This window comes from Prosthecochloris marina (assembly GCF_003182595.1).
Taxonomy (GTDB): Bacteria; Bacteroidota; Chlorobiia; order Chlorobiales; family Chlorobiaceae; genus Prosthecochloris; species Prosthecochloris marina.
In genome coordinates this window covers 271,782-297,289 of sequence record NZ_PDNZ01000003.1, presented here as the reverse complement: position 1 = coordinate 297,289, position 25,508 = coordinate 271,782, and the positions used below count along the sequence as shown (strand labels likewise).

General features: G+C 47.1%; 23 protein-coding genes. 11 read left to right on the top strand and 12 right to left on the bottom strand.

What is annotated here, in order from left to right:
- The first annotated feature begins 227 nt into the window (after positions 1-227).
- Positions 228-1,433: a TRC40/GET3/ArsA family transport-energizing ATPase gene (locus CR164_RS05675; RefSeq protein WP_110022954.1), complete on the top strand. Its 1,206-nt coding sequence runs from the start codon at positions 228-230 to the stop codon at positions 1,431-1,433.
- 137 nt (positions 1,434-1,570) lie between these two features.
- A complete protein-coding gene (locus tag CR164_RS05670) occupies positions 1,571-1,858 on the top strand; it encodes a hypothetical protein (RefSeq protein ID WP_110022953.1) in 288 nt (95 codons plus the stop codon).
- 24 nt (positions 1,859-1,882) lie between these two features.
- On the opposite strand, the gene CR164_RS05665 is transcribed toward CR164_RS05670, so the two are convergent.
- From CR164_RS05665 to CR164_RS05655, 3 genes are all read right to left on the bottom strand, one after another.
- Positions 1,883-2,116, bottom strand: coding sequence for a hypothetical protein (locus CR164_RS05665; protein WP_110022952.1), 234 nt, complete (start codon positions 2,114-2,116; stop codon positions 1,883-1,885).
- Positions 2,117-2,156: 40 nt separating this feature from the next.
- On the bottom strand, positions 2,157-3,488 hold the full coding sequence (locus tag CR164_RS05660) for a pentapeptide repeat-containing protein (protein ID WP_110022951.1): 1,332 nt from the start codon (positions 3,486-3,488) through the stop codon (positions 2,157-2,159).
- A 76-nt stretch (positions 3,489-3,564) separates the two neighbouring features.
- Entirely contained in the window at positions 3,565-4,332 is a 768-nt protein-coding gene (locus CR164_RS05655) for a DMT family transporter (RefSeq protein ID WP_239994482.1), read from the bottom strand.
- On the opposite strand from CR164_RS05655, the gene CR164_RS13185 reads away from it, so the two are divergent.
- Together CR164_RS13185 and CR164_RS05650 are read left to right on the top strand one after the other, a co-directional pair.
- Positions 4,274-4,447: a hypothetical protein gene (locus tag CR164_RS13185; protein ID WP_239994483.1), complete on the top strand. Its 174-nt coding sequence runs from the start codon at positions 4,274-4,276 to the stop codon at positions 4,445-4,447. The genes CR164_RS05655 and CR164_RS13185 overlap by 59 nt on opposite strands.
- Before the next feature lie 413 nt (positions 4,448-4,860).
- Positions 4,861-5,562: an SDR family oxidoreductase gene (locus tag CR164_RS05650; protein WP_110022949.1), complete on the top strand. Its 702-nt coding sequence runs from the start codon at positions 4,861-4,863 to the stop codon at positions 5,560-5,562.
- Between the two features lie 423 nt (positions 5,563-5,985).
- Here the strand turns inward: CR164_RS05650 and CR164_RS05645 are convergent, their stop codons facing one another.
- The 8 genes from CR164_RS05645 to CR164_RS05610 all read right to left on the bottom strand — a co-directional run bounded on the left by CR164_RS05645 (position 5,986) and on the right by CR164_RS05610 (position 16,650).
- Positions 5,986-9,015, bottom strand: a complete 3,030-nt coding sequence (locus tag CR164_RS05645; protein ID WP_239994468.1) for a DUF5714 domain-containing protein — start codon at positions 9,013-9,015, stop codon at positions 5,986-5,988.
- Between the two features lie 406 nt (positions 9,016-9,421).
- Complete coding sequence (locus tag CR164_RS05640; RefSeq protein WP_110022947.1) at positions 9,422-9,676, bottom strand: bacteriochlorophyll c-binding family protein; 255 nt, start codon at positions 9,674-9,676, stop codon at positions 9,422-9,424.
- Between the two features lie 81 nt (positions 9,677-9,757).
- Entirely contained in the window at positions 9,758-11,182 is a 1,425-nt protein-coding gene (locus CR164_RS05635) for a sodium:solute symporter (RefSeq protein WP_110022946.1), read from the bottom strand.
- Positions 11,183-11,372: 190 nt separating this feature from the next.
- Positions 11,373-12,536 (bottom strand): exo-beta-N-acetylmuramidase NamZ family protein, encoded by a 1,164-nt coding sequence (locus CR164_RS05630; protein ID WP_110022945.1) that lies wholly within the window; start codon positions 12,534-12,536, stop codon positions 11,373-11,375.
- 136 nt (positions 12,537-12,672) lie between these two features.
- Entirely contained in the window at positions 12,673-13,605 is a 933-nt protein-coding gene (locus CR164_RS05625; protein ID WP_110022944.1) for a nucleotidyltransferase family protein, read from the bottom strand.
- 2 nt (positions 13,606-13,607) lie between these two features.
- Positions 13,608-14,606, bottom strand: a complete 999-nt coding sequence (locus CR164_RS05620; protein ID WP_110022943.1) for an aminoglycoside phosphotransferase family protein — start codon at positions 14,604-14,606, stop codon at positions 13,608-13,610.
- Between the two features lie 83 nt (positions 14,607-14,689).
- A complete protein-coding gene (locus CR164_RS05615) occupies positions 14,690-14,920 on the bottom strand; it encodes a chlorosome envelope protein B (protein ID WP_110023059.1) in 231 nt (76 codons plus the stop codon).
- Between the two features lie 314 nt (positions 14,921-15,234).
- Positions 15,235-16,650 (bottom strand): B12-binding domain-containing radical SAM protein, encoded by a 1,416-nt coding sequence (locus CR164_RS05610; protein WP_110022942.1) that lies wholly within the window; start codon positions 16,648-16,650, stop codon positions 15,235-15,237.
- Positions 16,651-16,972: 322 nt separating this feature from the next.
- Here CR164_RS05610 and bchF point away from each other — a divergent pair, with 322 nt between their 5' ends.
- Complete coding sequence (gene bchF / locus CR164_RS05605) at positions 16,973-17,446, top strand: 2-vinyl bacteriochlorophyllide hydratase (RefSeq protein WP_110022941.1); 474 nt, start codon at positions 16,973-16,975, stop codon at positions 17,444-17,446.
- A 262-nt stretch (positions 17,447-17,708) separates the two neighbouring features.
- On the opposite strand, the gene CR164_RS05595 is transcribed toward bchF, so the two are convergent.
- Positions 17,709-18,299: a DUF1997 domain-containing protein gene (locus CR164_RS05595; protein WP_322113409.1), complete on the bottom strand. Its 591-nt coding sequence runs from the start codon at positions 18,297-18,299 to the stop codon at positions 17,709-17,711.
- Positions 18,300-18,691: 392 nt separating this feature from the next.
- Here CR164_RS05595 and CR164_RS05590 point away from each other — a divergent pair, with 392 nt between their 5' ends.
- From CR164_RS05590 to CR164_RS05565, 6 genes are all read left to right on the top strand, one after another.
- Positions 18,692-18,922, top strand: a complete 231-nt coding sequence (locus CR164_RS05590; RefSeq protein WP_110023058.1) for a metal-sensitive transcriptional regulator — start codon at positions 18,692-18,694, stop codon at positions 18,920-18,922.
- 36 nt (positions 18,923-18,958) lie between these two features.
- A complete protein-coding gene (locus CR164_RS05585) occupies positions 18,959-20,131 on the top strand; it encodes a TsoY family (seleno)protein (protein ID WP_110022938.1) in 1,173 nt (390 codons plus the stop codon).
- 41 nt (positions 20,132-20,172) lie between these two features.
- Positions 20,173-21,498 carry a TolC family protein gene (locus tag CR164_RS05580; protein WP_110022937.1) on the top strand — a complete coding sequence of 442 codons (1,326 nt, stop codon included), beginning with the start codon at positions 20,173-20,175 and terminating at the stop codon, positions 21,496-21,498.
- Positions 21,499-21,525: 27 nt separating this feature from the next.
- Positions 21,526-21,906, top strand: a complete 381-nt coding sequence (locus tag CR164_RS05575) for a permuted SH3 domain-containing protein (protein ID WP_110022936.1) — start codon at positions 21,526-21,528, stop codon at positions 21,904-21,906.
- Between the two features lie 18 nt (positions 21,907-21,924).
- The gene (locus tag CR164_RS05570; protein WP_110022935.1) at positions 21,925-25,125 is read left to right on the top strand and encodes an efflux RND transporter permease subunit; all 3,201 of its coding nucleotides are present in this window, start codon (positions 21,925-21,927) and stop codon (positions 25,123-25,125) included.
- Between the two features lie 75 nt (positions 25,126-25,200).
- Positions 25,201-25,506, top strand: coding sequence for a hypothetical protein (locus tag CR164_RS05565; RefSeq protein WP_110022934.1), 306 nt, complete (start codon positions 25,201-25,203; stop codon positions 25,504-25,506).
- Positions 25,507-25,508: the final 2 nt, after the last annotated feature.

Here is a 25,508-nt window from a genome sequence, read left to right as displayed (position 1 = left end):
GGAACAGAAGGCATTTTTTGCGAAAAAACACCTGAAAATCGATGCTGGGCATTTTACAAGGTAAAGAAAAAAAAGTAAAAACAAAACCTTTGAAGATGTTTCTGTCTGTATTATTGTTGAGGATTACGGGTTTAGAGGTTGCGTTGTAAACTATTGTCGTAAGAATATGGTTATTAGATGTGCGATGTATCTGTCACGTATTCATGCACTTAATAAGAGAGAATAGTATGCGTTTGATTCTGATGACCGGAAAAGGCGGGGTCGGTAAGACCTCTATGGCTGCTGCTACTGGGCTTCGCTGTGCAGAGTTGGGTTATAGAACCTTGGTGTTGAGTACGGATCCAGCTCATTCCCTTGCAGACAGTTTTGATATCGAACTGGGGCACAAGCCTAAAGAGGTGTGTCAAAACCTCTGGGGTGCGGAGCTCGATGTTCTCGAGGAGCTTGAAAAGAACTGGGGATCGGTGAAACGGTATATAACCGAAGTATTACAGGCGCGTGGACTTGAAGGTGTTCAGGCCGAAGAGTTGGCGATTCTTCCGGGATCTGATGAAATTTTCGGGCTTGTCAGAGTATTTCGTCATCATAAGGAAGGGAACTACGATGTGCTGATTATCGATTCGGCGCCTACTGGTACAGCTTTGCGGCTCCTGAGTATTCCCGAAGTAACCGGATGGTATATGCGCCGGTTTTACAAGCCCCTGGAGAAGGTTGCGGTAACGCTTCGGCCTATCGTTGAACCGATATTCAGGCCTATTGCGGGTTTTTCATTGCCTGACAAGCAGATGATGGATGTTCCCTATGAATTTCATCAGAAGATCGAGCGGCTGGGCGAGATTCTGACCGATAACACGATTACAACGGTCAGGCTTGTTACCAATCCCGAGCGGATGGTGCTCAATGAATCGTTGAGGGCGCACGCCTATCTCAGCTTGTACGATATTTCAACCGACTTGATTATTGCCAATAGAATTATTCCGGATGAAGTGACCGATCCTTATTTCCAGTACTGGAAAGAGAACCAGAAAACCTACCGTGAAGATATTTATGAGAATTTCAATCCTCTTCCGGTAAAAGAGGTGCCGTTGTACTCACGTGAAATATGCGGTCTTGAAACCCTTGAGAAGCTCAAGGAGCTGCTCTATGGTGACGAGGATCCATCTCAGGTTTACTATAAGGAAAACCCGATGCGGGTCGAACAGGTTAAAAACGGGTATACCCTTGAAGTTTCCTTGCCTGGAATAGAAAAGGATCAAATACAAATCAGCAAGAAGGGCGATGAATTGAACATTCGGATTGGCAACCATCGCAGAAATCTTGTGTTGCCTCAGGCGCTCGCTACATTGAGGACTGTCGGTGCAGAAATGGAAAGTGAGTTGCTGAGGATTACCTTCGAGGGTGAAAACGGTAGCAGCTCCGGTAAAAAGAAATAAAAAAACTGACAAAACAGAGTCTCTTTTTGCCGGGGGTTGATTTTAATTGTAGTTCTTGTTAAAATTAAGTATATGTAGTATACCTTTACCCCCAGCTTAATTTTACCGTTTCATACGGTGAGGAGGAAAAGAGCATAATGTCTTTTCAGATAGGCGATCCGGTTATATACAGGAAACCCAAAAGTTCCACGTGTCCAGGACCTCGGGCAAGACAGGTATATCCGCTTGAGCATGGAGAGACCTATCATTATGTGGTTGACAAGTTTTGGAAAGTTATCGGGGTCAATGATGATAACACGGTCGATGTCGTTACCCGGACAGGAAAAACGCATCGACTGGAGCAAGGTGATCCAAATCTTCACAAGGCACGTTTTCTCACGTACCTTGTGTTCAGAAAAAGATTTCCGGACCTCGAGGTGTTATAAAAGACTCTTTTGCCTGTATTCCGCTTAATCTTCACCTTCACCTACAGGTTCTGAGCCTGTTTTCAGGTGGTGCACCTCTGTGTCGAACCACAATGGTTTTTCGTTTCGGAGCATGCTGACGACAACCTGAAACTCGGATGCATCCTTGAAAACCCTGTTTTCAATGAGCTGATTGCTGGAATCGTAAAGAGCGATTCTTCCTTTATGCTCGTTCATATCCCATCTGCTGTAGTAACTTGCAACAAGTATATTTGCCATAGTTATTCAGATTATGATGTTATTGCTTCAATAATTTCTCTTACTCTTTGCGAACAAACCTTGCTCCCTTTCGTGATGCCCAGCCAGGGGTTGCTTTTTCTCCTGTAGGAGTTATTGTTGCTGCTGAAATCAGCGCCTTATCGAAAATGGTATAGATGAGTTTAGCTCCGGTTAGGTTTGCCCCTCTAAGATCGGCATTGGTAAAGTCTACGTCGTAGAGATTCGTGTTTGAAAGATTGGCATTGTTCAGCTGTGCGCCATAAAGTCTGGCACCGTAGAGTTCCGCACCACTGAGGTTTGCCTGGCTCAGATCGGTATTTTTCATAAAAGCTCGTTCGAAATTCGATCCTTGCAGGTTTGCATTCCGGAATACCGCTTCTTGCAGACTTGCTCTTTTCCATGAAGTGTTGACAAGATCCGATCCTGAAAAGTCTGCATGATCAAGTTTAGCGCCATTCATGGTTGAGCTCGTCATCGTCACTTCTTTCAAGTCCGCACCTTCCAGGCCGGCATCGTCGAGATTTTCCTCTTGCAGGTCCGGTTTAATCTCGGGATTCTTTTTTCGCAGGGTGTTCCAGGCTGTTACATCCTGTAGCTGGAGTGCTTCAGCTGGTTTTGCAATGTTTTCGGATTCGAATTCGTGGATTGTCGTCGAACTGGCGGGTGTTGTATCGGCCCGAAGCGGTTCGGATTGCATGACAACAGGTTCTTTCTCGGCTTCCTCGACGTATTTCGCTCCATTTAAGGAGGCCCAAAGAGAGGTTGCTCGCTTACCTGACGGAAGGATCGTATTGTTTGAAATCATGGCTCCATTCAGTTGAGCCTGTCTGAATAGCTTAGAGCCTGTCAGGTTTGCTCCTCTGAGGTCGGCGCGGCTCAGGTTGGCGTCGAAAAATTGGCTGTTTTCAAGATCTGTTCCTGTCAGGTTTACCCCCTCGAGGTTTGCAAAACGGAAATCTGTTCCTGTCAGGTTCGCGCCGTTAAAGTCAGCTCCTATAGCATACGAGTTTTTGAAATCTGCTCCTGAAAGGTTCGCACCATCGAAGTTGGCATCCTTGAGGTTTGCCCGTTTAAATTTGGCGAGCATCAGGTTGGTATTGCTGAAATTTGCACCATTGATATTTGCTCCGTTAAGCTGTGCTCTTGCCATGCTCGCATTGCTGAGATCGGCGTTATTGAGAACGGCATCATCCAGGTTGGCTTTGTCGAGGCTTATTACTTTTGACGGGTTTGCGGCGCGCATGGAGTTCCATGCATCGATATCTGAAAAAAGCTCTTTAAGCAGTGAGGAATCATATCCGAAGGCTGACGTGCAGGCCAGACTGCCCTGTAATATGAGAAGCAAAGCCGAAAAAATCAGGGTTTTTTTCATGAGAACATCGTTAAAACATTTTTGAACAAAAGGTACTGTTTATAATATAGGTAACCGCGGGGTCTGATTGGAACAATCAGATCCTTGACCGCAACAAAATAAACGAGCCTGCAAGAATGAGGAAACCTCCGGCCCACGCAGATACAGGTGGGACTTCGTTCCAGAAAAAGTAGCCGTAAAGAACGGAGAAAACAATTGATGCATAACTTGCTGCCGCGACGACCGGAGCGTAATCCATTCTGTAGGCAAGCGTCATCAAATACTGACCGATTGTCGAAAAAAGCGCGACACCTCCCAGGAGCAGCCATTGAGCACGATCGGGCATGATGAATGATGGTCCCATCCATAAGGAGCTAAGAAGTGCGGTAACGATAAAGAAGTTTGTGACGATCGTTACCGGATCATCTGTACGATTCAGCTTGCGGACCAGCAGGTGGGCTATTGCTGACGCCGTTGCAGCTCCTATACTGGCCCAGGCTGCAGCGGTCCACCCCAAAGAAGGGTCCAGAATAAGCACAATACCGGCAAGGCCTGTTCCTATCGCGAACCAGACGGAACGGCTTGTTTTTTCTCCAACAACCCAGGGAGCAAGAACGGCAAGAATAAGCGGCTGAGTTTTTCCGAGGAAAACACTTATGGCAAGAGGTATGTGCGCCAGCGTATAATAAAAGCCGGTGATCGCAAGGAAGCCGAAGATAGCCCGTAAAAGAAGAGTTTTCCATGCGGTTACGACCAGTTTTTTTTTCTGCAGCCACAGTGCGCCCAGAAAAAAAGGGAGAGGCAAAATGCTCCTGAAAAAAATGATTTCCGGGATCGGCAGCGAGAATCCGATTCCTTTGATCATTGCCGCCATTGTGGCGAAGCAGGCTGAGGCTATGAGCATCAGGATAACGCTCATGGAAGATCAAAATTCAAACGTTAAAAAAGCATTGATGCTTGTTCATCTGGTGGCTTTATAGGTAAACGTACAAATAGCATGTGATGAAAAAGCTGATGACTTCTATAGGTTCGGAGGCTCTCTCAAAAGGACAGCTCCCGCGTATGTTAAGCAGGCGAATAGCTCAGCTATTCCTCGTTGTTGTCATTTCAGAAGACAGCATGACTCTTCCATGACGACTGTGTTGGTTGCAATCATTGTCGATTATCGTTTAAGACAGCCTCCATTTTTGCTCAATAGCAGATTTTTCTCTGCGTACCTTTCTTCTCCGTGCCAACGCTTGCATGACGGGAAAAAAAGCAAAATTTGAAGAGGAATCATAATTGACGGAAAAAAATATCAAGGAAAACACCTATCGAAACGAAATGCGTTATGGGTATGTTACAACTATATAGTTTAACGGTTAAAAGGTAACGCCCATATTGGGAGGTAATCATGACAGATACTGCGAAATACAAGGGAAAAGTTCTGGTGGCAGGTGCCACTGGCAAAACCGGACGGTGGGTTGTGTCCCGTCTGCAGCATTACGGCATACCGGTAAGAGTTCTTGCTCGTTCTCTTGAGAAGGCAAAAGCGCTTGGTGACGTTGACGTTGTCGAAGGCAAGATCCAAAATGATGACGATGTTGCCAAAGCTGTTGAGGGGTGCACAGGTGTTATTTCGGCTCTTGGATCGAGCGAGGTTTTTGGAGAGGCATCCCCGGGAGAAGTTGACAGGGATGGTGTCATAAGACTGGTTGACAAGGCTGCACTGGCTGGTGTAAAGCATTTCGGGCTTGTCAGTTCAATGGCGGTAACGCGGTGGTATCATCCTCTCAATCTTTTTGCGGGAGTTCTCAGCAAGAAATTTCAGGCTGAAGAGCATCTGAGAGATGTTTTCGGTAAGGAAGGCCGTTCCTATACGGTTGTTCGTCCCGGAGGGTTGAGAGATGGCGAACCCCTGATGCATGACCTGCATGTCGAGCAGGGGGATAAGTTGTGGAGTGGCTGGATGAACCGTTCCGACGTAGCAGAAATGCTGGTTGTCTCCTTATGGACCGAAAAAGCAAGGAACAAGACTTTCGAGGTTATCATGGAGGGAGAGGACGAGCACCGTCAGGACAGCCTCGAGAAGTATTATGACAGGTTGGCAAGTTAGCATCGTGAATGCAGACAGCAGAAAAATATGCGCAGGTTCAGCTGAAAAGATTGATAGAAGCTGTCTGCATTCTTTTCTTAAGGTAAGCGGTTATGCACACGTGAGGTGAAATCGGACATTTCATCAGCAAGGCCGTGTTGATGCAGGAAAGATGCAGTTTGTCGGAGACTCGAAAGTGTCGTTGAGTCAGCAACAAGTTCATACCGGTGCAGGGCTGTTCTGCTGAAACCCACAAGCCAGCGCTGGCGGGCTGGCGGCAGTGTGACCCGATAACTGCCCCCCTGAAAGAAGCTCTGCCTGTCTGTAGAATGTGTCGATAGGCCCAGGGAAATCTACATCACCAATCAAGCCTGCCGTCTGAAACCTGCCGGATGCAGGATATGATCAGCAAGGCGACAGAAGCCGCAAGAGGTGTGTGCGGTTTCAGGCGAAAGTTTGTTGTTGAGAAATGATCGGGCATGCTTTTCCGAAACATTCATTGTTGAGATGCTGCTGGTTACAGGGTATCGTATAGGATGCCATCAGCGGTATATCCAGCAGGTGCACAGAAAGTTCTGCCGCTTTTTTGATCGCAATCCAACAGTCCCGCTGACAACAGCGTGCAGCTTCAAGCCGTGCGATTTCTTCAAGCACGGCAGCAGTTACCTGTTGGACGGTTTTTCTCTGTTCCGGTTTTACGGGATTGGCTTGTAACATGATGCTGAATGCGATTCCGATTCCTGTAGCGGCGCCGCATATGCCCATAAAACCGCATGATCCGCCTGCTATGGTTTTACCCCGGCTGATACCGCTCGAGATATTCATATCGAGAATATTTCCCCCGAGATTACGATATGTCGAAAGTATGATGCCCGGCACCATTGCATGGTGCTCTGGACCGTGAACCGGAATGGCTGGGTGGCATCTTATCTGTTCGAAAAGGCGGAGCATATCGGTTTCCTTCGAGGTGAGACAGAGGTGAGTGATGACGTCAAGCGCATCTTCTGCATGGCAGGCATCACAGACATAATGTCCTTCGGTGCAGCTGACTGCAGACTGGAACAGCTGCCCGCAGTATGTGCATACCTGTTGTTCTTCCTTATCGGCGTACTGGAGAGAAGAGCCGCAAACCATACAGTCGGCGGAATGTTTGATTGCTGCTGTGCTGTTCGATGATGCAGCTGTACCGTTACCGCTGTGCTCTTCGGGTGCTGTATAGCATGAACAGCAGTTTTCCGCCTCTATATTGGTGACGTACCCGTTATTGTCGAATACGAATACGGTTTCCCCAAGCGCTTCTGCCTGATGCCGATCGATAGTTACTTTTTTGCCTCTCGGCATGAGGGTGTTGTTTTCAGTACGGATTTCAGGAAGCGGCCCCCGGTACATGGCTTGAACGGTTTCCGGGGCAGGTGGTTTACACGCGCTGTAGGTCAGTGAAAAAAAAGAATGTTTCCGAACGACCCGGTAAGGGAAGCGTTTTATGAGGTGTATCTGTTCAAAACCGGTTTCCTCGAGAAGTCCCATCAGATGTGATTCCGTCAGTGCTCCGGCGATACACTCCCCCCGCAGGGTTTCGTCGTTGCGTATTGAGGCATCGGGCTCCGTTTCACAGACAACATCCGAAATAACCAGCCTGCCTCCGGGACGGAGTATCCGGAAGATCTCCGAGTAGGAACGACGTTTGTTCACCGAAAGGTTCATGACGCAATTGGAAAGAACGACATCGGCAGAAGCCGTTTCCATCGGAAGGTCTTCGAGGTAGCCTTTGCGGAATCCGAGGGTGTTGTAACCGAGGTTGGCGCTGACTTGTTTTTGCGCTTTTTTTGCCAAATCAAGCATGGGGTCCAGCATGTCGATACCTGTTACCGACCCCTTTTTTCCAGCCAATCGTGCAGCGATAAAGCATTCAACACCGCTCCCGCACCCGAGGTCTACAACGGTTTCTCCTTCTGAAATTCCTGCATCGATGACCGGACTGCCGCAACCGTAGCCGCGGAAGCGGTACTCCGGTGGGATATGGCTGACAAGCCCGGTATCATAACCGACAGGGTTGAGTATATCCGGATTTGCGTCACCTACGGCATCCTTGTAGAATTCCTGAATCGAAGTGAGACTGTTTTCCGATGCCGCGGCAAGCAAGCAGTTCGAGTGAACCAGCGCTATATTTCCATGAGCGCCGCAACTTTCAAGGATTTCTCCCATCTGGAGCCGGATGGATGGTTTTTTTTGCCGGGTATTTCCTGCAGGAACCATTCGGGTGATAAGCCAGAGAGCGGTTTTTTCATGGAGTGGAAGATAAGGGTCGTTGCCCGAAAAGGTTCTACCATGGATATAGCTGTGATCAATATCTCCTCCCCCAAGGATGTAGCGCATCGGGGAAAGCTTGTCGACGATCGATGCATGGCGGACTTTTTCAAGGATCTGGCTTTTTTGCCAGGCATCGGACAGGCCTTTGTCAAGTGGTGTTGCAAGTTCAGGAACACCTATAAGCGCAGCTGAAGGGTACAGTTTGTTGTCCGGGCCTACAGCCATTGATTCCCAGCCGGCTGTACTGCCGTCGTGAATGGTGCCGGGAGGAGCGAAAATGCGGGTTTTGAGTGATTCGATGTTGTCTATTCGTAGATCGAGTGATTCCGCCTTTTGCACGGCTTTTTTCAGGTTATCAAAAATAGTGTCAGGGTCGATGAAGCCTTCTCCTTTTCCTCTGCCACGGACGAAATACCACATGAAATGGATATTTCCAGCACCGGCTTCTGCTGCATATTCGACAAAATCGGTCATATCCATAATATTCTGCCTGGTGACGCACATGGAAAGCGTGTACGGCACGGATCGCTCTTTAAGCCAGTCGAGAGTTTCACCAAGTCGTGCAAAGGCTCCTCTACCGCGAAGGCGGTCATGGTTTGTCTCCATTCCATCGAGACTGATTTGAAGATGCAGACGTTCAAGCAGGGAAGATGGTATGCGTTCAATATGACGGCGGATCGAAACCCCATTGGTGAGTACTACAACATGAGCATTTTCATGAGAAAGCAGGTTTATAATGATGCTGTCGATGTCGGGATGAACAAACGGTTCCCCGCCAGTCAGCGCGAAAAGTCTGCAGCCAAGCCTGTACGCTGCTTCGGCATGGGTAGCGATGTCTTCTGGCGACAATTCTCCCTTATCGCCAGGTGAAGATGAAAACAGGCAGTGTGTGCATGCCATGTTGCAGCGATTGGTGACATGAAACCACAGTTCCCTTATGCTCGAGAGATTCAGCATGCCAGCACGGCCCCGGTAGGTCTGCGTTCTGCTTTCAGGGAGCCGTGATAGAAAATACCGTTGCTCTGCCGTGGGAAGCACGCCTTTTTCTTTCTGCATGTCTTGCAGAGTCATGTCACCTTCTTTGTCGGGGACAAACCAGTTTGACGTGGTGGTGCTGACGTAGATGGGGGTTCCATCGAGGCAGTGCCGTTCCCATGATGACATGATGTCTTGCATGCGTGAAAAAGGTTGGTTGGCGGGACTCTCTTCGCGGATAAAACTCCTCCGAATAAAACTCCTCTCTTTTCCAAAAGGTTTCTAACAGGTTGAAAAGATGTTGTGGGTATGTGTCTATCCTTTCAGGATGGAAACAGGAATGTCAGCGTCGTGCCCGCAGGTGATGTAGCTCCTGCTTCTAACGTTATCATGGAGTGAGTGGTACTCGAAATGCTCATGAAAAGCAAGGGGCTGGAAGAATGAAAAAACAGCAACAAAAATAAGCCACCTGTGACGGTGGCTTATTGCGTTGTTGTATTCAGCTAAATTTCTATTAGGATGTTTGCAAAAACAGGAAAACTGCTTTGTTCGCCCATTGGGCAGCCTTTAATCCCTTTATGACATCCTGCAGAATCTAATCTTTGAAGCGTTTATCGATGAATTTTTCAGGCTTTGCGTAGCCAGAAACTTCAGGGGACGATCCTCTGAGTCCTGATGAACCGGCATTGCCATAGAGGTAAGGATATGCATTCGCGCCCAGTCTCTTCGTGGTTTTACCGATATTTTCCAACGCATCCCCTACAACCCACCAGTGACCATCGATGAAAACTTCAAGGAATCTTCCATATGCTTCCGCCCCGTTGACAAAAGCTCCTGAATTCTTGTTCATACTTGTTTCCAGTTAAAAATTGGATGCTCTATTAATATGTTTCCAAGAAATTAGAGAAATAATGACTGATAAGCAAAGCTTTTATTTTGCCTTTCCATGAAATCCGTCGGTAGCTGTAAACAGTCTCACGGCTTTGTCGACAGTCCATGTTGCAGTGATGTTAACCGTTGCAGAAAACATGATGTACCAGGTCCACGCAACTCCCATGTATTCCATTATGACAACAGCCAAAATGCCGGTAAGAAAGCCGAGGGTAAGGCTGAGAGGATGAAAATGTCTATTGCTGCCGGAGAGGAGAAACAAGCCGATCAGTCCTCCATAGGTGTACGAGGCAATTTTGAGTCCCAGCACTATAATGGCATTGTCGCTTTCATCAAAAACCAGTGCGATGCCGATAAGCACTGTTGCCCATCCAAGGCTTATCAGCCTCGAACGGTTCAGTGAAGCGTTACCGCCAAGCAGGTCGGTGACTGTCGATGAGGCGAGGGAGTTGATCGAGGAGCTGAGCGTGGACATCGCGGCTGAAAGAACCCCCGCCAGCAACAGGCCTTTAAGCCCGACAGGAAGGTGGTTGACAATGAAGAACGCAAACTCCCGGTCTTTTTCAACCTGCATATCTCCGATGAAGAGATAGATCAGTGAACCGGCGAGGAGGAATACCGTGAATTGCAGGAAAACGAAAATACCGCTTCCGATCATGGCTTTTCTTGCAGCGTTCAGGTTTTTGCAACCAAGAACGCGCTGTACCAGCATGTAATCCACTCCGTGTGAACCGAGTGACAGCAGAATACCGCCGGTAAAAGCACTGAAAAATGCCCAGGGTTCCGAAAAAATGTGCCAGTCGAAGTTGATGATTTGTAGCTTTTGCTCATTGGCAAGATGTACCAATGCTTCCGGAAACCCGACAGAGAGGTTTGCCGTGATGAATACGATCGTCATGATACCCCCGAAAAGATAGAGGATAAACTGGATGCTGTCGATCCATACGATTGTTCGTATACCGCCGGCAAGCGTATAGACCAGTGTGACGATACCGATAATCAGCACCGAGACACTGAGAGGCCATCCGGTAATCACTTCTACTACGACCGCTGTAGCAAGAAACCTCACACCATCGGCGAGGATTCTGGTTACAAGGAAAACCACTGATGCGAGTTTCTGCATATTTTGGCCGAAACGTTTGCCGATTACCTCGTAAATGGAGTCCACCCCTTCACGGAAATAGACGGGTAGAAGAACGGCACTGACCAGCATTCGGCCGAAAATATAGCCAAGTGCAAGCTGTAGAAAGGCCCAGTCACCACGGAAGGCTATACCGGGGACACTTACAAACGTGAGTACCGATGTTTCGGTAGCTACGATGGAGAACATTGCAACTATCCATGGCAAGTTACGCCCTCCGAGAAAGTAGTCATCTTTTGTTTGGTTGCTTTGACCCTGCCATATGCCGTAGCCTGCCATGGCCAGAAGGAAGCAAATAATAATAGTCAGGTCAAGAGTGTGCACGGTTATTCATTTAGCTCGGTGGAAGGAATACATAAGGGCACCTCTATTAATTTGCTACGCATCATGATTACTTCGTCGATCGGTGCTCGAAATCCTCATGTACCCTATGTACATTCCGGTATCTGTGCTCCGTTCGCCTCGTACTCATGCTGCTCGCGACAATTTATAGAGGTGCCCATGATTCAGCGGTTTATTCATAAAGGTGATAGGCCTGTTTGTGGGTGATAAACTTCCTTTCGTCCTCTTGCCACGATGTTTTGATTTTTTCGATGGATTGACCGTCTTCGATCATTGTTCTGATGCTGCTGCTGCCGCATAGCAGGTCGAATGCCGGGTGAAGGTCGTTGAATTCGTAAACCTCCCGGATAAAACGAAGTTTTTCAGCATACAGGTCGTGGATCACTTTTGTGAGGGCTACTCCTGTCAGAAATGGTCGGAAGAGTTCTTTGTCGGTCACATGGAGGAACAATCCTCCTACAATACCGTTTTGGTACTTGTGAAATGATGGCTTGAAGTAGGTTGGGCGGAAAAGTACTCCTTCAAGTTCGAGGTTCATGATATTTTCCGCAACGGCTTCAGGTTCGATGAAAGGTGCGCCGAAATGGAGGAATGGTGTTGTCGTGCCTCGTCCTTCCGAGACGTTCAGGCCTTCGAACAGACACATTCCAGGGTAAACCAGAGCGGTTTCCCATGTTGGCATGTTCGGTGAAGGGACTATCCATGGGTATCCGGTTTGCGAGAAATGCGATGAGCGTTTCCAGCCATGGATCGGGATGACGTCAAGGTTCAAGTCGAGTTTTTTGTGATCGAAATACAGCCTGGCGAGTTCTCCTGCTGTCATCCCGTGACGGGGGGGAACCGGTAGTATGCCGACGAATGAACGATAATCGCCGGATGGCAGTGGGCCTTCGATGTTTTGTCCTCCCAGAGGATTCGGCCGGTCGAGAACGAGAATTTCAATGTCACGGCCGTTTACGCTTTCCATGAAAAGTGCGAGAGTATTGATGTAGGTGTAATAACGCGAACCGATATCCTGAATATCGAAAATAACCAGATCGATATTCTGCAAAACACTTTCATCCGGTAAAAGTGTCTCTGCGGAATCACCGTAGAGACTGATTATCTCAGAGCCGGTATCAGGCTGCGTGGTGACGGCTATCTGATCCTGTTCCGTCGAGAAGAGACCGTGTTCGGGAGAAAAGATTTTTTTCGGGGGGAAGCCCTTTTTTTGCAACTCATGCCATGAGTAGTGCAGATCATGGGTAACCGATGTCTGGTTTGTGATCAGGCCGATGTTGCGGTTTTTCAGACGGCTGGTGTCCTGGAGGAGTATGTCGAGACCTGTTTGTATCATCTAAGGAACGGCATAGTGTTTTGTTGAACTGTCAGGCCATATGTTCATGATTGTCGGATAATCGGAATGCAAGAATAGCTGAAGAACAAGAAGTCCAGTATGTATCCTGTCCAGTCGGTAGTATAGGTAAAATTACTCACTCCAGAGAAAGCATACCTTGTGGAAAAGCTATTACCCGATCAAGCTTGGCATTTTTCGGGATGGTTGTCCCTGGGAGGATTACGGAATCTTTTACCGTCGCGCCGTCTTCAATATGGCAATTTCTGCCGATTATCGATTCATGAACCGTTGCATTATCTGCAATGACAGCCTGTGAAGAGAGCATATGCGGTTCGATACCAATTTGCCGGCCTATTCGTTGAGCGATCCCAAGAATGTTGCTCCGGTTTTTGATATTGGCCTGCCAGAAGCTTTGCGGTGTTCCTATGTCCTGCCAAAATCCTTCATGGCGAAAGTAGCCGAGGCTTTCGCGTTCGATAAGGCCGGTGAAACCCGTATCGACGATACTTGAAAATTCCATGGTAAGGTGGTGGAATATCGACGGATCGAGAATGGCCGCTCCTGCGTAGATGCAATCGGAGCGTAGGCCGGTTTTTCGCATGTTTCTGAAATCCCTGATTTGTTCTTCATTTATGCCGACGTCACCGATTGTTTTTGCTTCGGTGGTTTCGAACAGCATGAGCGTTCCTGCGTTGCCCGAAGATGCATGGGCGTCGATTAACGAGCGCAGGCTGAAATCAGCAATGATGTCGCTGTTGATTAAAACAAAGGGTTCATCATCAAGCAGCGTTTCACATCGTTTTAGCCCCCCTCCGGTTCCGAGAATGGTAGTTTCCTCCGAAATATGCATGTCTATCCCGAAATTATTGTTATCGGAAAAGAAGCGGCGGATATGTTCTGCATGATGATGGACGTTACAGATTACCGTTTCGATTTCGGCTTCTTTCAAAAGGGTGAGAGTATAACAAATGGCGGGAAGGTTAAGAATCGGGATGAGGGGCTTGGGGATGGAGTTTGTAATGGGGTGGAGGCGTGAGCCGAACCCTGCAGCCAGTATAAACGCTTTCATGGTTACGGTTGCATCAGTGTATTTAAAATTATCTCACCGGCCGTTGCTAATTCGGGTTGTCTGCTGATATAACCGGGGAGGTAAGCGAGCGTAGGGGTTATGTACTGCTCGAATTCTTTTTTTTCGAGAACGTATGCCTGATGGAAAAATGTGCCGAGCGCTTTTACGTTTCTTTGAAATGCCATCAGATCGAATAAATAAAGATATTCATCGTAATCCATGGCAGTAAGCCTGTTTGCCCGGAGTAGTCGATAGTGGTAGTGCTGCATATCGGAAACAAATTGTTCGTCAAGCGTAACATAAGAATCTTTTAACAGCGATACTGCATCGTATTGTGGCAGGCCCATTCTTGCATCCTGAAAATCGATAAGCACAAGATTGTCTTTTGAGACAAGGATGTTTCTGCTGTGGTAGTCCCGGTGGTTGAGCACGAAATGTTCTTTCCTGAACAGTGTTTCAGAGATTTTCCTGAATTCCTTTCGCAGCGTTGAGAGCTCCAGGGTTTGAAGTCTGGTGAAACGAGGTTTTTCGATAGCATATGTGATGAAAAAATCAAATTCGAACATCAGTTTTTCCGGATCGAACGACCGATTGAAGGGCAGCTTGTCCTGCTTTCCCTTGATTGACTGCAGGCGAGTCATGCAATCGATGCTTTTTGTGTAAAGCTGAGCGTTTCGGAACGGGTCTGCAGATATCATGTCCTGGAGCAGGATATTGCCGCAATCTTCGATCAGGATTGATGAGTCTGATTTACGGCTTCCGATAACCTTCGGTACGGGCACGGAATTTCTTGTGAGCAAGCGCTGTATTTCCAGAAACGGATAGTGAGCCGAGGGAAAAGAACCGAAGTCGGGGTCAATACAGAGTATCCAGGTTTTCTCGGGGGAGAAAACCCTGAAATACTCCCGGCTTGATGCGTCACCGGCAACTTGCTCAATCCGGAGTTTCCTGAGCTCCAGGTCAGAAAAATATAGTTCAAGGTGATGTTTTTCAGGAGGCATGATCGCTCTGCCGTTGCTATAAAAAAAAGCACCTTATACAAAATTGCATAAGGTGCTGGACAAAAAGTAATGGAAAAAAGCTCTTACTTCGATCCGCCACCGATGGTTGAAGAGACATTCTGCAATACCTGATTAAGGGTACTGGCCATGTTGCCTACCATATCTGTCATGGTCTTGCCAAGAGGGCCTACCATATCAGATACGCTCTTGAGTCCGTTGTTGAGGACTTCAATCTGCTGCTGGCCGAGTTTTGCTACAGTGTCTACAAGACCGGAAATTGCACCTGCTAAATCATTGCTTGATCCGTTTGACATAATGTGTGATGTTTTGAGTTGAATAAGAAGAAACGCGAAAAAATTGTTTGCCTTCATTCTCTTGCCAGTAACCTGCAAGAAGAACGACAGGATGACCGGCAACGGATTATTTTTTTGAAAATTAAAACATTTTCAAGAGCTACGCAAATACAAAATCACAGCTTTTTTCCTGTTTCAATTATTGCTGTCCTGCGTTTTTTGTTTTCCGATGAACTTGTTGAGAAGCATGACAATAAAGATGCCACCAACGAAGAATATTGCGGGTGCAATAATCGTGGTATATTCGGTAATGAATTCCATTGTAGAGAGTTTCTTTAGTAAAGATTTAGTTTGTTAGAACGTTTGAGTCCATGTTCGCTTTCAAAAGTTTCCAAGAGTTCATGAAGGTTTTTTCTGAACGCAAAACTGGTGACAAAACCCATGAGTGGGTGAGGGTTGTGTGTAATTCTGTTGATGATGTTTTTCCACGAATAGGCTTTATAATAGGTCTGCATAAACCGGTACTGAAATTCAACCGAGTTGTAATGAGGTGAGCGGATCACGACGTTTATTGCATTGTATTTTTCCCAGTCTTCATCGGTAATCAGTCCCTTTTCTTTGTATTCTTTATACATGCTTGTGCCAGGATATGGCGTGATGATCTGCATGATCGGCATGAATATATTGTTCCTGCTGATAAAGTCTACAAGATCGTTCATGTCATCATAATTGTCGAGGCTAGGATTGATGAGGAAATTACCCTGCACGTTAAGTCCTGCTTTCCGGCATTGATCGATGATTTCGATAATTTTCTCAGGTGTGTTGACATGAGACTTGTTGTAAGCTTCGAGATTGCTCTGTTTGATCGATTCTATCCCCACCAGTGCCATGAAACAACCTGCATCGACAAGTTTTTTTACTGTTTCTTCATCTTCGAGAAAGTTCATGCTTAAGAAAACACTGAACATGATATTGCATTCCTTGATCATGTCAAGGGCCTGCCAGAGTCGTTTTTTATTGATACCCAGGTTTTCATCGCACAACATGAACCAGGGTTTCGATGAAGTTCCGTTTTTCTTGAAAAAAGCTTCTTTGGCATCTTCTATCTGCGCTTTGAGGTCTTCGGGCTTCTGTCTTCGGTAGAGTTTTCCCGTAAAATTCGGAGTAACACAGAATGAACAGTTATAGGGGCATCCTCTGGTGATGTAGATAGGAATGGATTTTGTCGTATCGACTTTTTCCCGGAGTGATGCTTTGGCTATTCTTTTGTAGTCGAGAGGAACGATTTCTTTGACAGGTGGAAAATCCTTTGCGTTGTAGTAAGGTTTCAAGCGATGATGTTCGAGATCGTTCAGTATAGTGCCCCACATGTTCTCGGCTTCGCCGCAGACAATGGTATCTGCGTGCTGGCTGGCCTCATCAGGATTGAATGAAGTATGAATACCGCCCAGGATTACTGTCTTGCCTTTCTTTCTGAAGTTGTCGGCTATTTCATATGCTCTGGTAGCATCTATTGTACGTGCTGTAATGCCAACAAGATCATAGTCAGCATCATAGTCGACTGTATCACCAAAATGCTCATCGATGATGTCGATTTCATGTTTTGGTGGCGTGATGCTGACGAGGACCCCGAGGGCCATATGAAAAAGTGGTTTCTGATTTGACTTGGAGTCCTTTTTGCCTTTTGGCGCCACCAACAGGATTTTGAAGGATTTTACTGATGTATCCGAAGAACCTGTTGAAATAAACATTCGCTTGAAAAAACAGAATTTTGGTCTGGTGTAGTTCCTCTGTATAAGTGCTTGCCGGTTGCACTTGGACGCATGCTGAATAGAAGCCTGCTCGGTCGAATACAGACTTGCTTAATCTTTATATAGCAAAAATGAAAGGATAAAAACAATGTTCGAGGGGCGATTTGCGGGAGAAAATGAGCAGAATAAAAGTATGGAGAACCCTAAAGGCGCAGGTAATTTGAAACAATCGATTTAGGTTAATATATTCATGGCTCATAGATGGAACTGATTTTTGCGATGTTTTCCCAAGCTTCTTAACGGCCTTCAAGATTTACCTACTATGCCTCGTTACACTCCGGAACAACTTGAAAAGCGCAATGCTTCCGTATGGACGGATATACAGCTCATTTTAGCGCCGATCCAGTTTTTTGTGTTTTTGATCGGTGTGATTTTGACTTTTCTTTATGCACAGAATGATCAGATTTTCAGTTTTTACTGGGTAAGCATCGCGATTCTTTTCAAGACGCTCCTTTTCGGGCTTTTGCTCGTCACCGGTGCGTATTTTGAAAAAGAAATTTTTGATACCTGGATTTATGGTAAGGAATTTTTGTGGGAAGACGTTGGCAGTACTGTAGCTGCATTTTTCCATCTCTTGTATTTTGTTATGGCTTATATGGGATATTCGGAAAACGTTCTCATCTGGGAAGCATTTCTTGCTTATTTCACCTATGTGGTCAATGCTTTACAGTATCTTGTCAGAATTATTCTTGAAAAGCTCAACGAAAGGCGTTTAAAGGCGGGCGGTATGATTTAGCCGTTGGCCGGGACCTTGTGTTTGTGCGCGTATAACCTGTTTAAAACCTGTGATCATCATGTTGAATGGTAGTTTTAAGGGCTTGTGGAACAAAGCCATGTTTTTAATGGGGGGATTGTGGGCAGTTCTGGTTTTTCTGATATGGAATTCCAATCAGCTGCCAACGACGATTGATCGTCAGATATTTCTTGTGGTTATTGTCTGCGGTTATTTTTTGGTTTATTTCTCTGGATTTTTTATCGAGGCTCGCCACAGAAAAAAGCTATCTTGACCTTCCTTCTGCAGCAATAGCTGCATCGATACAGCAAATATCGGATTGCACCCTGCATAGCATGCTTTCCGTTGCTTGTTGCATGATTTGCGACATGACGGTCTCGGTCAGAAACTTGAGCACTACTTCAGGCATCATGTTTAACGGGAACGGTACTTTGAAGTCCAAAGTGATACTGGTGTCATAATGAACAGATGTTTTGTGATCTGTATGGTGCAGTAAGCATATTTCAGCGCCGGCGGTTCCGATGAACGTATTGCTTTCGGCAATGTTTACTTCGGGAATATCTTCAGCGGCGCTCCATCGGATGAGCTTTCCGCCCCTTTCTTTATCTATCACCACGTTTGCGGAATTGACGTATTGCTCCAAGAGCTTGCTTTCAGGAGTAAGGTGTTCTAAGTCTTGCTTGACAAAAAAAAGAGCTGTAATTGGATGGTTTCGGGGATCATTTGCCGTGAATGTCCATTGATATATGTCTCTTTCGGGGAGGTATTCGATGTTTTTACAGTAGGGATTGCATTTGAGAATCCGTATGTGGTCCGAGAAATAGGCGGCAGACTCTGGTAGGCAGGAATCCAGCATAACGTGCGCCTTACTTTTTCCGATAACTTCCATGGTGGTACAAAAATCTAATCTGTGAACTTGTATTACTGTTGCGGCTTGGTACAGTTGTCGACGGTACAAGCCTCAAAAAGCTGCTCGTAGTTGTTTTGCAAACAAGCTGCTCGTGTCGGGCAAGCAGCTGAACTCGGGCAGATCCATGTGAACTGTGCGTTCTTTATAGTTTAAAAAACTGATTAACGTTCTGACTTCTTCAACAGTTCCGCGATGGTGTCAACCATTTGACAGGTTCTTCCTGCTTTCCGGCAATGCCGCTGATTTTTCTGTTTGTGAAAGAGAGAAAAAATATGCACTATATACCCATACCCCGTATAGGTATATGGCGCACTCATGAAAAATTAAGGTTGGAGCAGATGGACAATATAATCTTGAGGTTGAAAAAGGTCGATGGGCAGATTCAGGGGCTTGTCAGGATGATAGAGCAACGGGAACAGTGTGAAAAGGTTATCGTGCAGTTTCAGGCTGCAAAGGCTGCGTTGGATAAAACCTACTCTCTCATGTTGAATAGCAGCTTGAAAGAATGCTTGAACGAGCATGATTCAGAGAATATGGAGAGAATACTGAAACTTATATCCAAGAAATGACATGATAAATCAAAGACGGTAAGTAAAGGCATGACTATGAGAAAAAATCTCGGGGCGGAGTACTCTCCTTTGTATTTTCTCGCTTCTCTCGGAAGCGGTGGGATCGCAGTGAGCTTTTTCATGTTCCTGATGTTCATGGTCAACCATGAAGGCCGTCCGATTCCGGTATTCGAAGATATTCAGGCTGCTTTGGTTGCGGGCGGTCCTGCGGTTGTTACACTTATTGCTGTAAGTTGTGCGGGTATCCTTTGGTATGCTTTTCAACACTATCGTCTTTTGTTGTGGAATATCAAGGAGTACAACATGTTCAGGGGAAACGAAGCTTTTGATAGACTCAAAAGCTCGGATGCCGAGGTACAGCTTATGGCTATTCCCTTGACATACGCTATGGCGATTAACGTCATGTTCATTCTCGGCGCAGTGTTTGTCCCCGGGCTTTGGAGTGTGGTCGAGTATCTTTTTCCGTTTGCCATGTTGGGGTTTTTACTGGTCGGGGGGTATGCCGGAGTGATTTTTCTTGTATTTTTCTCGAGGGTCATCGCTTATGGTAATTTTGATTGCGAACGAAACAACAGCTTGAGCCAGATGTTGTCGGTATTTGCTTTCTCGATGGTAGGAGTGGGGATGTCAGCTGCTGCGGCAATGAGCCATAATGTGATCTCTTCCGGACTCGGAATCATTCTTGCATCGTTTTTTGCTGCGATAGCCGTTACTTTCGGTGTGATAAAGATTGTGCTGGGGTTTCGTTCCATGCTTTCCAATGGAGTCAACTACGAGGCTTCGGTATCTCTCTGGATTGTCATACCTATTCTGACTATTCTCGGTATTACTGTGAACAGAGTTTCCATGGGGCTGGTTCATAACTTCGGTATGGAGATTCATCCATGGTTTCATGTTATTGTTTTCAGTGTGCTTATCGCTGTTCAGGTCTTGTTCGGCATGCTCGGTTACACCGTTATGAAGCAACTGGGGTATTTCAAGGAGTTTATCGGTGGTGGAGGTAAAAGCGTTGTGACCTATGCGGCCATATGTCCGGGGGTCGCTTTTTTCGTGTTAGGCAATTTCCTCATCAATAAGGGTTTGGTTGCCGCTGATTTCATCGACAAGTTTTCTATCGGTTACTTTCTCCTTTATATACCTTTGCTTGTCATACAGGTTCAGACTATCAGGGTGCTGCTGAAACTCAACAGGAAGTTGCTGAGCGTCTGAAACCTGCATGGTAACTGTAAGAAGATTTTAAATCAACGATCATGAAAGGCTTGAAAGTTGTGGGGTACATTGCGGTGGTTCTTCTTGCGCTGCCGGGAGCTGCTATTGCGGCTGAAACCGTGAAGTTGTCGCTTGATCAATCTCTGAAGCTTGCCAGAGAGAGCAACTATGCATTAAAAGCGGCGAAAGCAAGGGTTGACCAGGCTGAGGCGAGATATGTGCAGAGCAGGAAAGCCTTTCTGCCGAAAGTTACGCTGTCCGAAACGTTTATCGCAACGGATGATCCTGCATCGGTCTTTACCTACAAACTTCGGCAGGGAATCATCAACCCTGAAACGGATTTCAGTGCAGGTGCACTGAACGACCCCGACGATATCTCGAATTTTCATCTAGGGGTCGAAGTCAGACAGCCTCTTTTCAACCGCGATGCCACTATCGGAAGGTCGGCAGCTTCAATGTCGAAAAAGTCGCAGGAACACATGCTCAGGAGAGCGGAGGAGACTATAGTCCTGGAAGTGAAAAAGGCCTATTACGGGCTTGTGCTTGCAAGGAAAAACCTCGATGCGGTCAAGAGTTCCATCCGGGCAATGCAGCTTCATGACCGTGAAGCTGCCAAAGCTTACAGTGAAGGACTGATTACGAAATCCGACAAGTTGTCGACCGCAGTACGCCTTGCGGAACTGGCGGAGCAAAAGATGATGATCGAGGATGAGATCCGGTCGGCAAAGGATGGATTGCGGTTTCTTCTTCGCCTCGATAGCGATATGGATATAGTGCCGGTAAACGGACTTGAAACCGATGATATCGTTATTCCTGCAAATGAGCCTCTTATGTCAGAGAGCAGGGCTGATCTCAAGGCTCTTGAAGCTTATGCTGATGCTGCAGGATACCAGTACGATATGGCAAAAGCCAAGGGGTTGCCACGTTTGAACGCCTTTTTTCAGAAAAACTGGAATGACGATGATTTTCCGGGTTTTGAGCAAAACAGCTGGACCCTGGGGGTTGCCATGGAATGGACTGTTTTTGACGGATACTCCAACATCGGTAAGGCTAAGGAGGCTCGGGCTGGCGAAATGGAGGCTCGTTATAGTTATGAAGAAGCAAAAGACAAGGGCCTCTATGAAATTCGTAAGGCGTATCGACTGTTGCGGACGGCAAAATCAAGGATACGGGTTGCGGAGCAATCGCTGAAAGAGGCTAAAGTCAGTCTTGATTTTATCGGCAAGCGGTATCGTTCCGGGCTTGCTATGACTTTTGAGCTGTTGGGTAGGGAACAGGCATATACCTATGCTCGTATGCGTCTGAACCAGGCAAAATACGATCTTATCATTGCGAAGAGTGAGCTGGATTATTATACCGGTGGTTAACAGAACGACCAAAAAGCATATCGAATCATGAAGCATACAATATTTTTCGCATGTATCGGACTTTTTGTCTTGTTTACCGGTTGCGGAGGTAAGAAGACCGAGTCATCGAACGTCGGCGGAGAGAGCCGTACAGTAGTGGTGGAAAGTATCGCAACGGTTCAATTGGGAACGGCGGGCGACGGGCGACCGATGCTTCTCGTTCCTTCAGGCGCTCTCTTCATGCGGGGGCAGCTCGAGGGCGTTCAGGTTGTTGGTGATGATGATATCGTTTCAATCAGATGGATAAGAGCCGGAAAGGCTTTTGGTGATTATACCGAGGTGCTCAGCGGGCTTGGAACGGGTGAAGCCGTGGTTGTGCCGTATGTCAAGGGTGTTCGGGAAGGGGATAACGTAACCGTCAAGCCGTAACGAAGGAGGGATGTGCCGATGAGAGAGGGTATTGCTGGGGTTCTTGCGAAGCTGTTCATCAACTCCAAGCTGACACCGTTGCTGATGATCACGGCTTTGCTTGTGGGCATTCTGGCAACATTTATGACTCCCCGTGAGGAGGAACCCCAGATTTCCGTACCGCTGGTGGATCTGTATTTCAGTTATCCGGGAGGGAGCGCCAAGGAGGTCGAGGAACGGGTTGCAAAACCCGTGGAAAAGTACCTGACGGAAATCGAAGGTGTCGACTACGTGTACTCGACTTCGCGGAAAGATTTCGCTCTGGTTACCGTTCGATACAATGTCGGGGATGATACCGAAGAGAGCATGGTGAAGCTCTGGGCAACCATTATGAAAAATATGGATAGTATGCCCGCCGGCATGCAGATGCCTCTTGTCAAGAAGGTGACGATCGATGATGTGCCGGTCTTGGCCCTGACCTTCTGGAGTGACAGCTATGGTCCCTACCAGCTTAGAAAAGTGGCCGGTCAAGTTGCCGATGAACTCAAGAAAATCGAGAATATCGGTGATGTCAACCTCAATGGGGGCTTGAAGCGTCAGCTTAGAATCCTTCTCGACAAGAACAAACTTGCCCGATATCGGATTACCCCGCTGCAGATAGCCCGGCAGATCGAGGCTTCCAACAGTCAGGTGACTGCCGGAACGTTCCAGCAGATGAACAGGGAGTTCACGGTTAAGACCGGTGAGTTTCTCAAGACGGCCGAGGATGTAAGAAATGTCGTTGTAGGCATATACAATTCAGAAGCAGTATATCTCAAGGATGTAGCCGAGGTTATCGACGGGCCGGAAGAGGTTGAGAATTACTCGTTTTTCGGTTATGGTGCTGCATCGCATGATACTGTTATGCAGGGTGAATATCCGGCTGTAACGCTCACGGTTGCAAAGCGGAAAGGTACTGACGCAACGGCTCTTGCAAGCAAGGTTCTGGAAAAGGTCGAATCACTGAAAGGGTCGATCATCACTTCAGGGATCGATGTGACTGAAACCAGGAATTACGGTGAAACAGCTTCAGAAAAGGTGTTTACTCTTCTCGAACATCTTATTGGTGCGGTCGTTGCGGTTACTATTGTTGTCGGGCTTTTCCTCGGCTGGCGGGGTGGCTTGGTGGTGTTTGCGTCCGTGCCTATAACGTTTGCGCTTACATTGCTTGTCTACTACCTTTTTGATTATACGCTGAACAGGGTGACTCTTTTCGCCCTGATTTTTGTGACCGGTATCGTTGTCGATGACTCGATTATCATTGCGGAAAACATTCACCGGCATTTTTCAATGCGGAGAATGCCCAAGCTCCAGGCGGCTATCGCTGCGATAAACGAGGTAGGAAACCCCACTATTCTTGCCACGTTTACGGTAATAGCATCAGTGTTGCCGATGGTGTTTGTTTCAGGTTTGATGGGCCCGTATATGAGCCCTATGCCGATCGGTGCGTCTCTTGCGATGATTTTTTCTCTTTTCGTGGCGCTTATCGGGACCCCATGGCTTGCGTTTCGTCTGCTCAAGGCCGAGGAGGGGCATTCAGAGCAATATGATATCAGAAAATCGATCTATTACAAAGTGTACGACAAGACTCTTGCCCCGCTGCTTACCAGTTGGTGGAAGGCAACCATCGCCTTTGTCTTTGTCGGATTACTGCTGCTGGGTTCAATCAGCATGATTCCGCTGAAAATGGTTCAGCTTAAAATGCTGCCTTTCGATAACAAGAGTGAGTTTCAGGTCATTATCGATATGCCGGAAGGCACGACCCTCGAGCAAACAGCAAGGGTTGGCAAAGACATCGTGTCATATCTCAGGACTGTACCGGAAGTTGAAAACTACCAATATTATGTCGGTACACATGCGCCGATCAATTTCAATGGTCTTGTGCGGCATTACTATCTTCGTCAGGGCCACAATATGGCTGACATACAGGTAAACCTCGTGCACAAAGGTGAACGGAATGATCAGAGTCATGCCATTGCGAAACGGGTGAGACCGAAGGTACAGGAAATCGCCGCGAAATACGGCGCAAACGCAAAGGTTGTGGAAGTGCCGCCAGGGCCTCCGGTGCTTTCGACAATTGTTGCCGAAATTTATGGTCCGGACATGCAACAGCAGATTGCTCTTGCCCGCCAGATCAAAGCGGTCATGGAAGATACGCCAGGAGTTGTGGATGTTGACTGGGTGGTCGAGGATGATGAGAAGGTTTATACGATGGTGATCGACAAGCAAAAAGCGGCATTCAGAGGTATAACCACGGAACAGATCACCCATACGCTTCGTATGGCACTCGATGGGGTTGATGTCGGACTGTTGCATACCGAAACCGAACTTGAACCTGTAGGCCTCGAACTGCGTCTTCCGATTTCCGAAAGGGCATCGATACTCGATCTGTCCGGAATTTTCGTGAAATCTCAAGGGATGAATTCGTTGACAACACGACTGCCGGCTGGTGAAATGATTTCTTTGGCAGAGCTTGTTTCCATTGAAGAGGCCATAGAGGATAAAAGCATCCATCGCAAGGACCTTAAAAATGTGGTTTATGTGACTGCCGATGTTGCCGGAGTCACTGAAAGTCCGGTCTATGCCATGCTGGAGATGGATGACCGGATAAAGCAGCTTTCGACACCGGGAGGATACTCGATATCTCCTCTCTATACAGCTCCTCCGTTCAATGAAGAAAAACTTGCGATGAAGTGGGACGGTGAGTGGCAGATCACCTTCGAGGTGTTCAGAGATCTTGGGGCGGCGTTTGCGGTCGTGCTTGTGATCATCTATCTTCTGATTGTAGGCTGGTTCCAGTCGTTTCGAACCCCTTTGGTGATGATGGTTGCCATTCCGCTCAGCCTGGTGGGGATCATACCCGGTCACTTCATTCATGGAGCATTCTTCACGGCAACAAGCATGATCGGCATGATCGCTCTGGCGGGTATCATGGTCAGAAATTCCGTGCTGATTATCGATTTTATCCAGTTGCGCGTTCAGGAGGGGATAGAGCTGAAAGAAGCCGTTATAGAGTCAGCAGCCGTTCGTACACGACCGATTTTGCTGACGGCGGGTACGGTGGTTATCGGTGCGATTGTGATTCTGTTCGACCCGATTTTCCAGGGTCTTGCAATATCGTTGATGTGGGGTGCTCTGCTTTCGACCATATTGACGCTAGGCGTGGTTCCGCTTACGTATTATCTCGTCGAAAAAAAGTGACTCTGGTGGTGAACACTGCAAAAAGAACGCTGAATGTGAGTAAAGATGTATTCACTAAAACTATTCTGAGAGACAATGAAATTTCTTGCGATAATGGGTCATGAGGAAACCCGTCCCCAGATACGTGATCTTTTCAAGAGGTTTGAAGTGTTGATGTTCAGCAACATGTCGATCAAAGGCTGCTATTGCGACAAGGGCATCTCCGATCAGGTATGGTGGCCGGCCGATAAAGGGGTTGGTTCTTATTCCTCACTTTGTTTTGCTATTCTCGAGGATGAAAAGGCTGTGCAGATCATCGAGGAACTTGAAAGCAAACCCATAGCCATCGAACCGGACTTTCCGGCGAGAGCGTTTTTAATGAATGTAGAAAAAATGGTTTGACC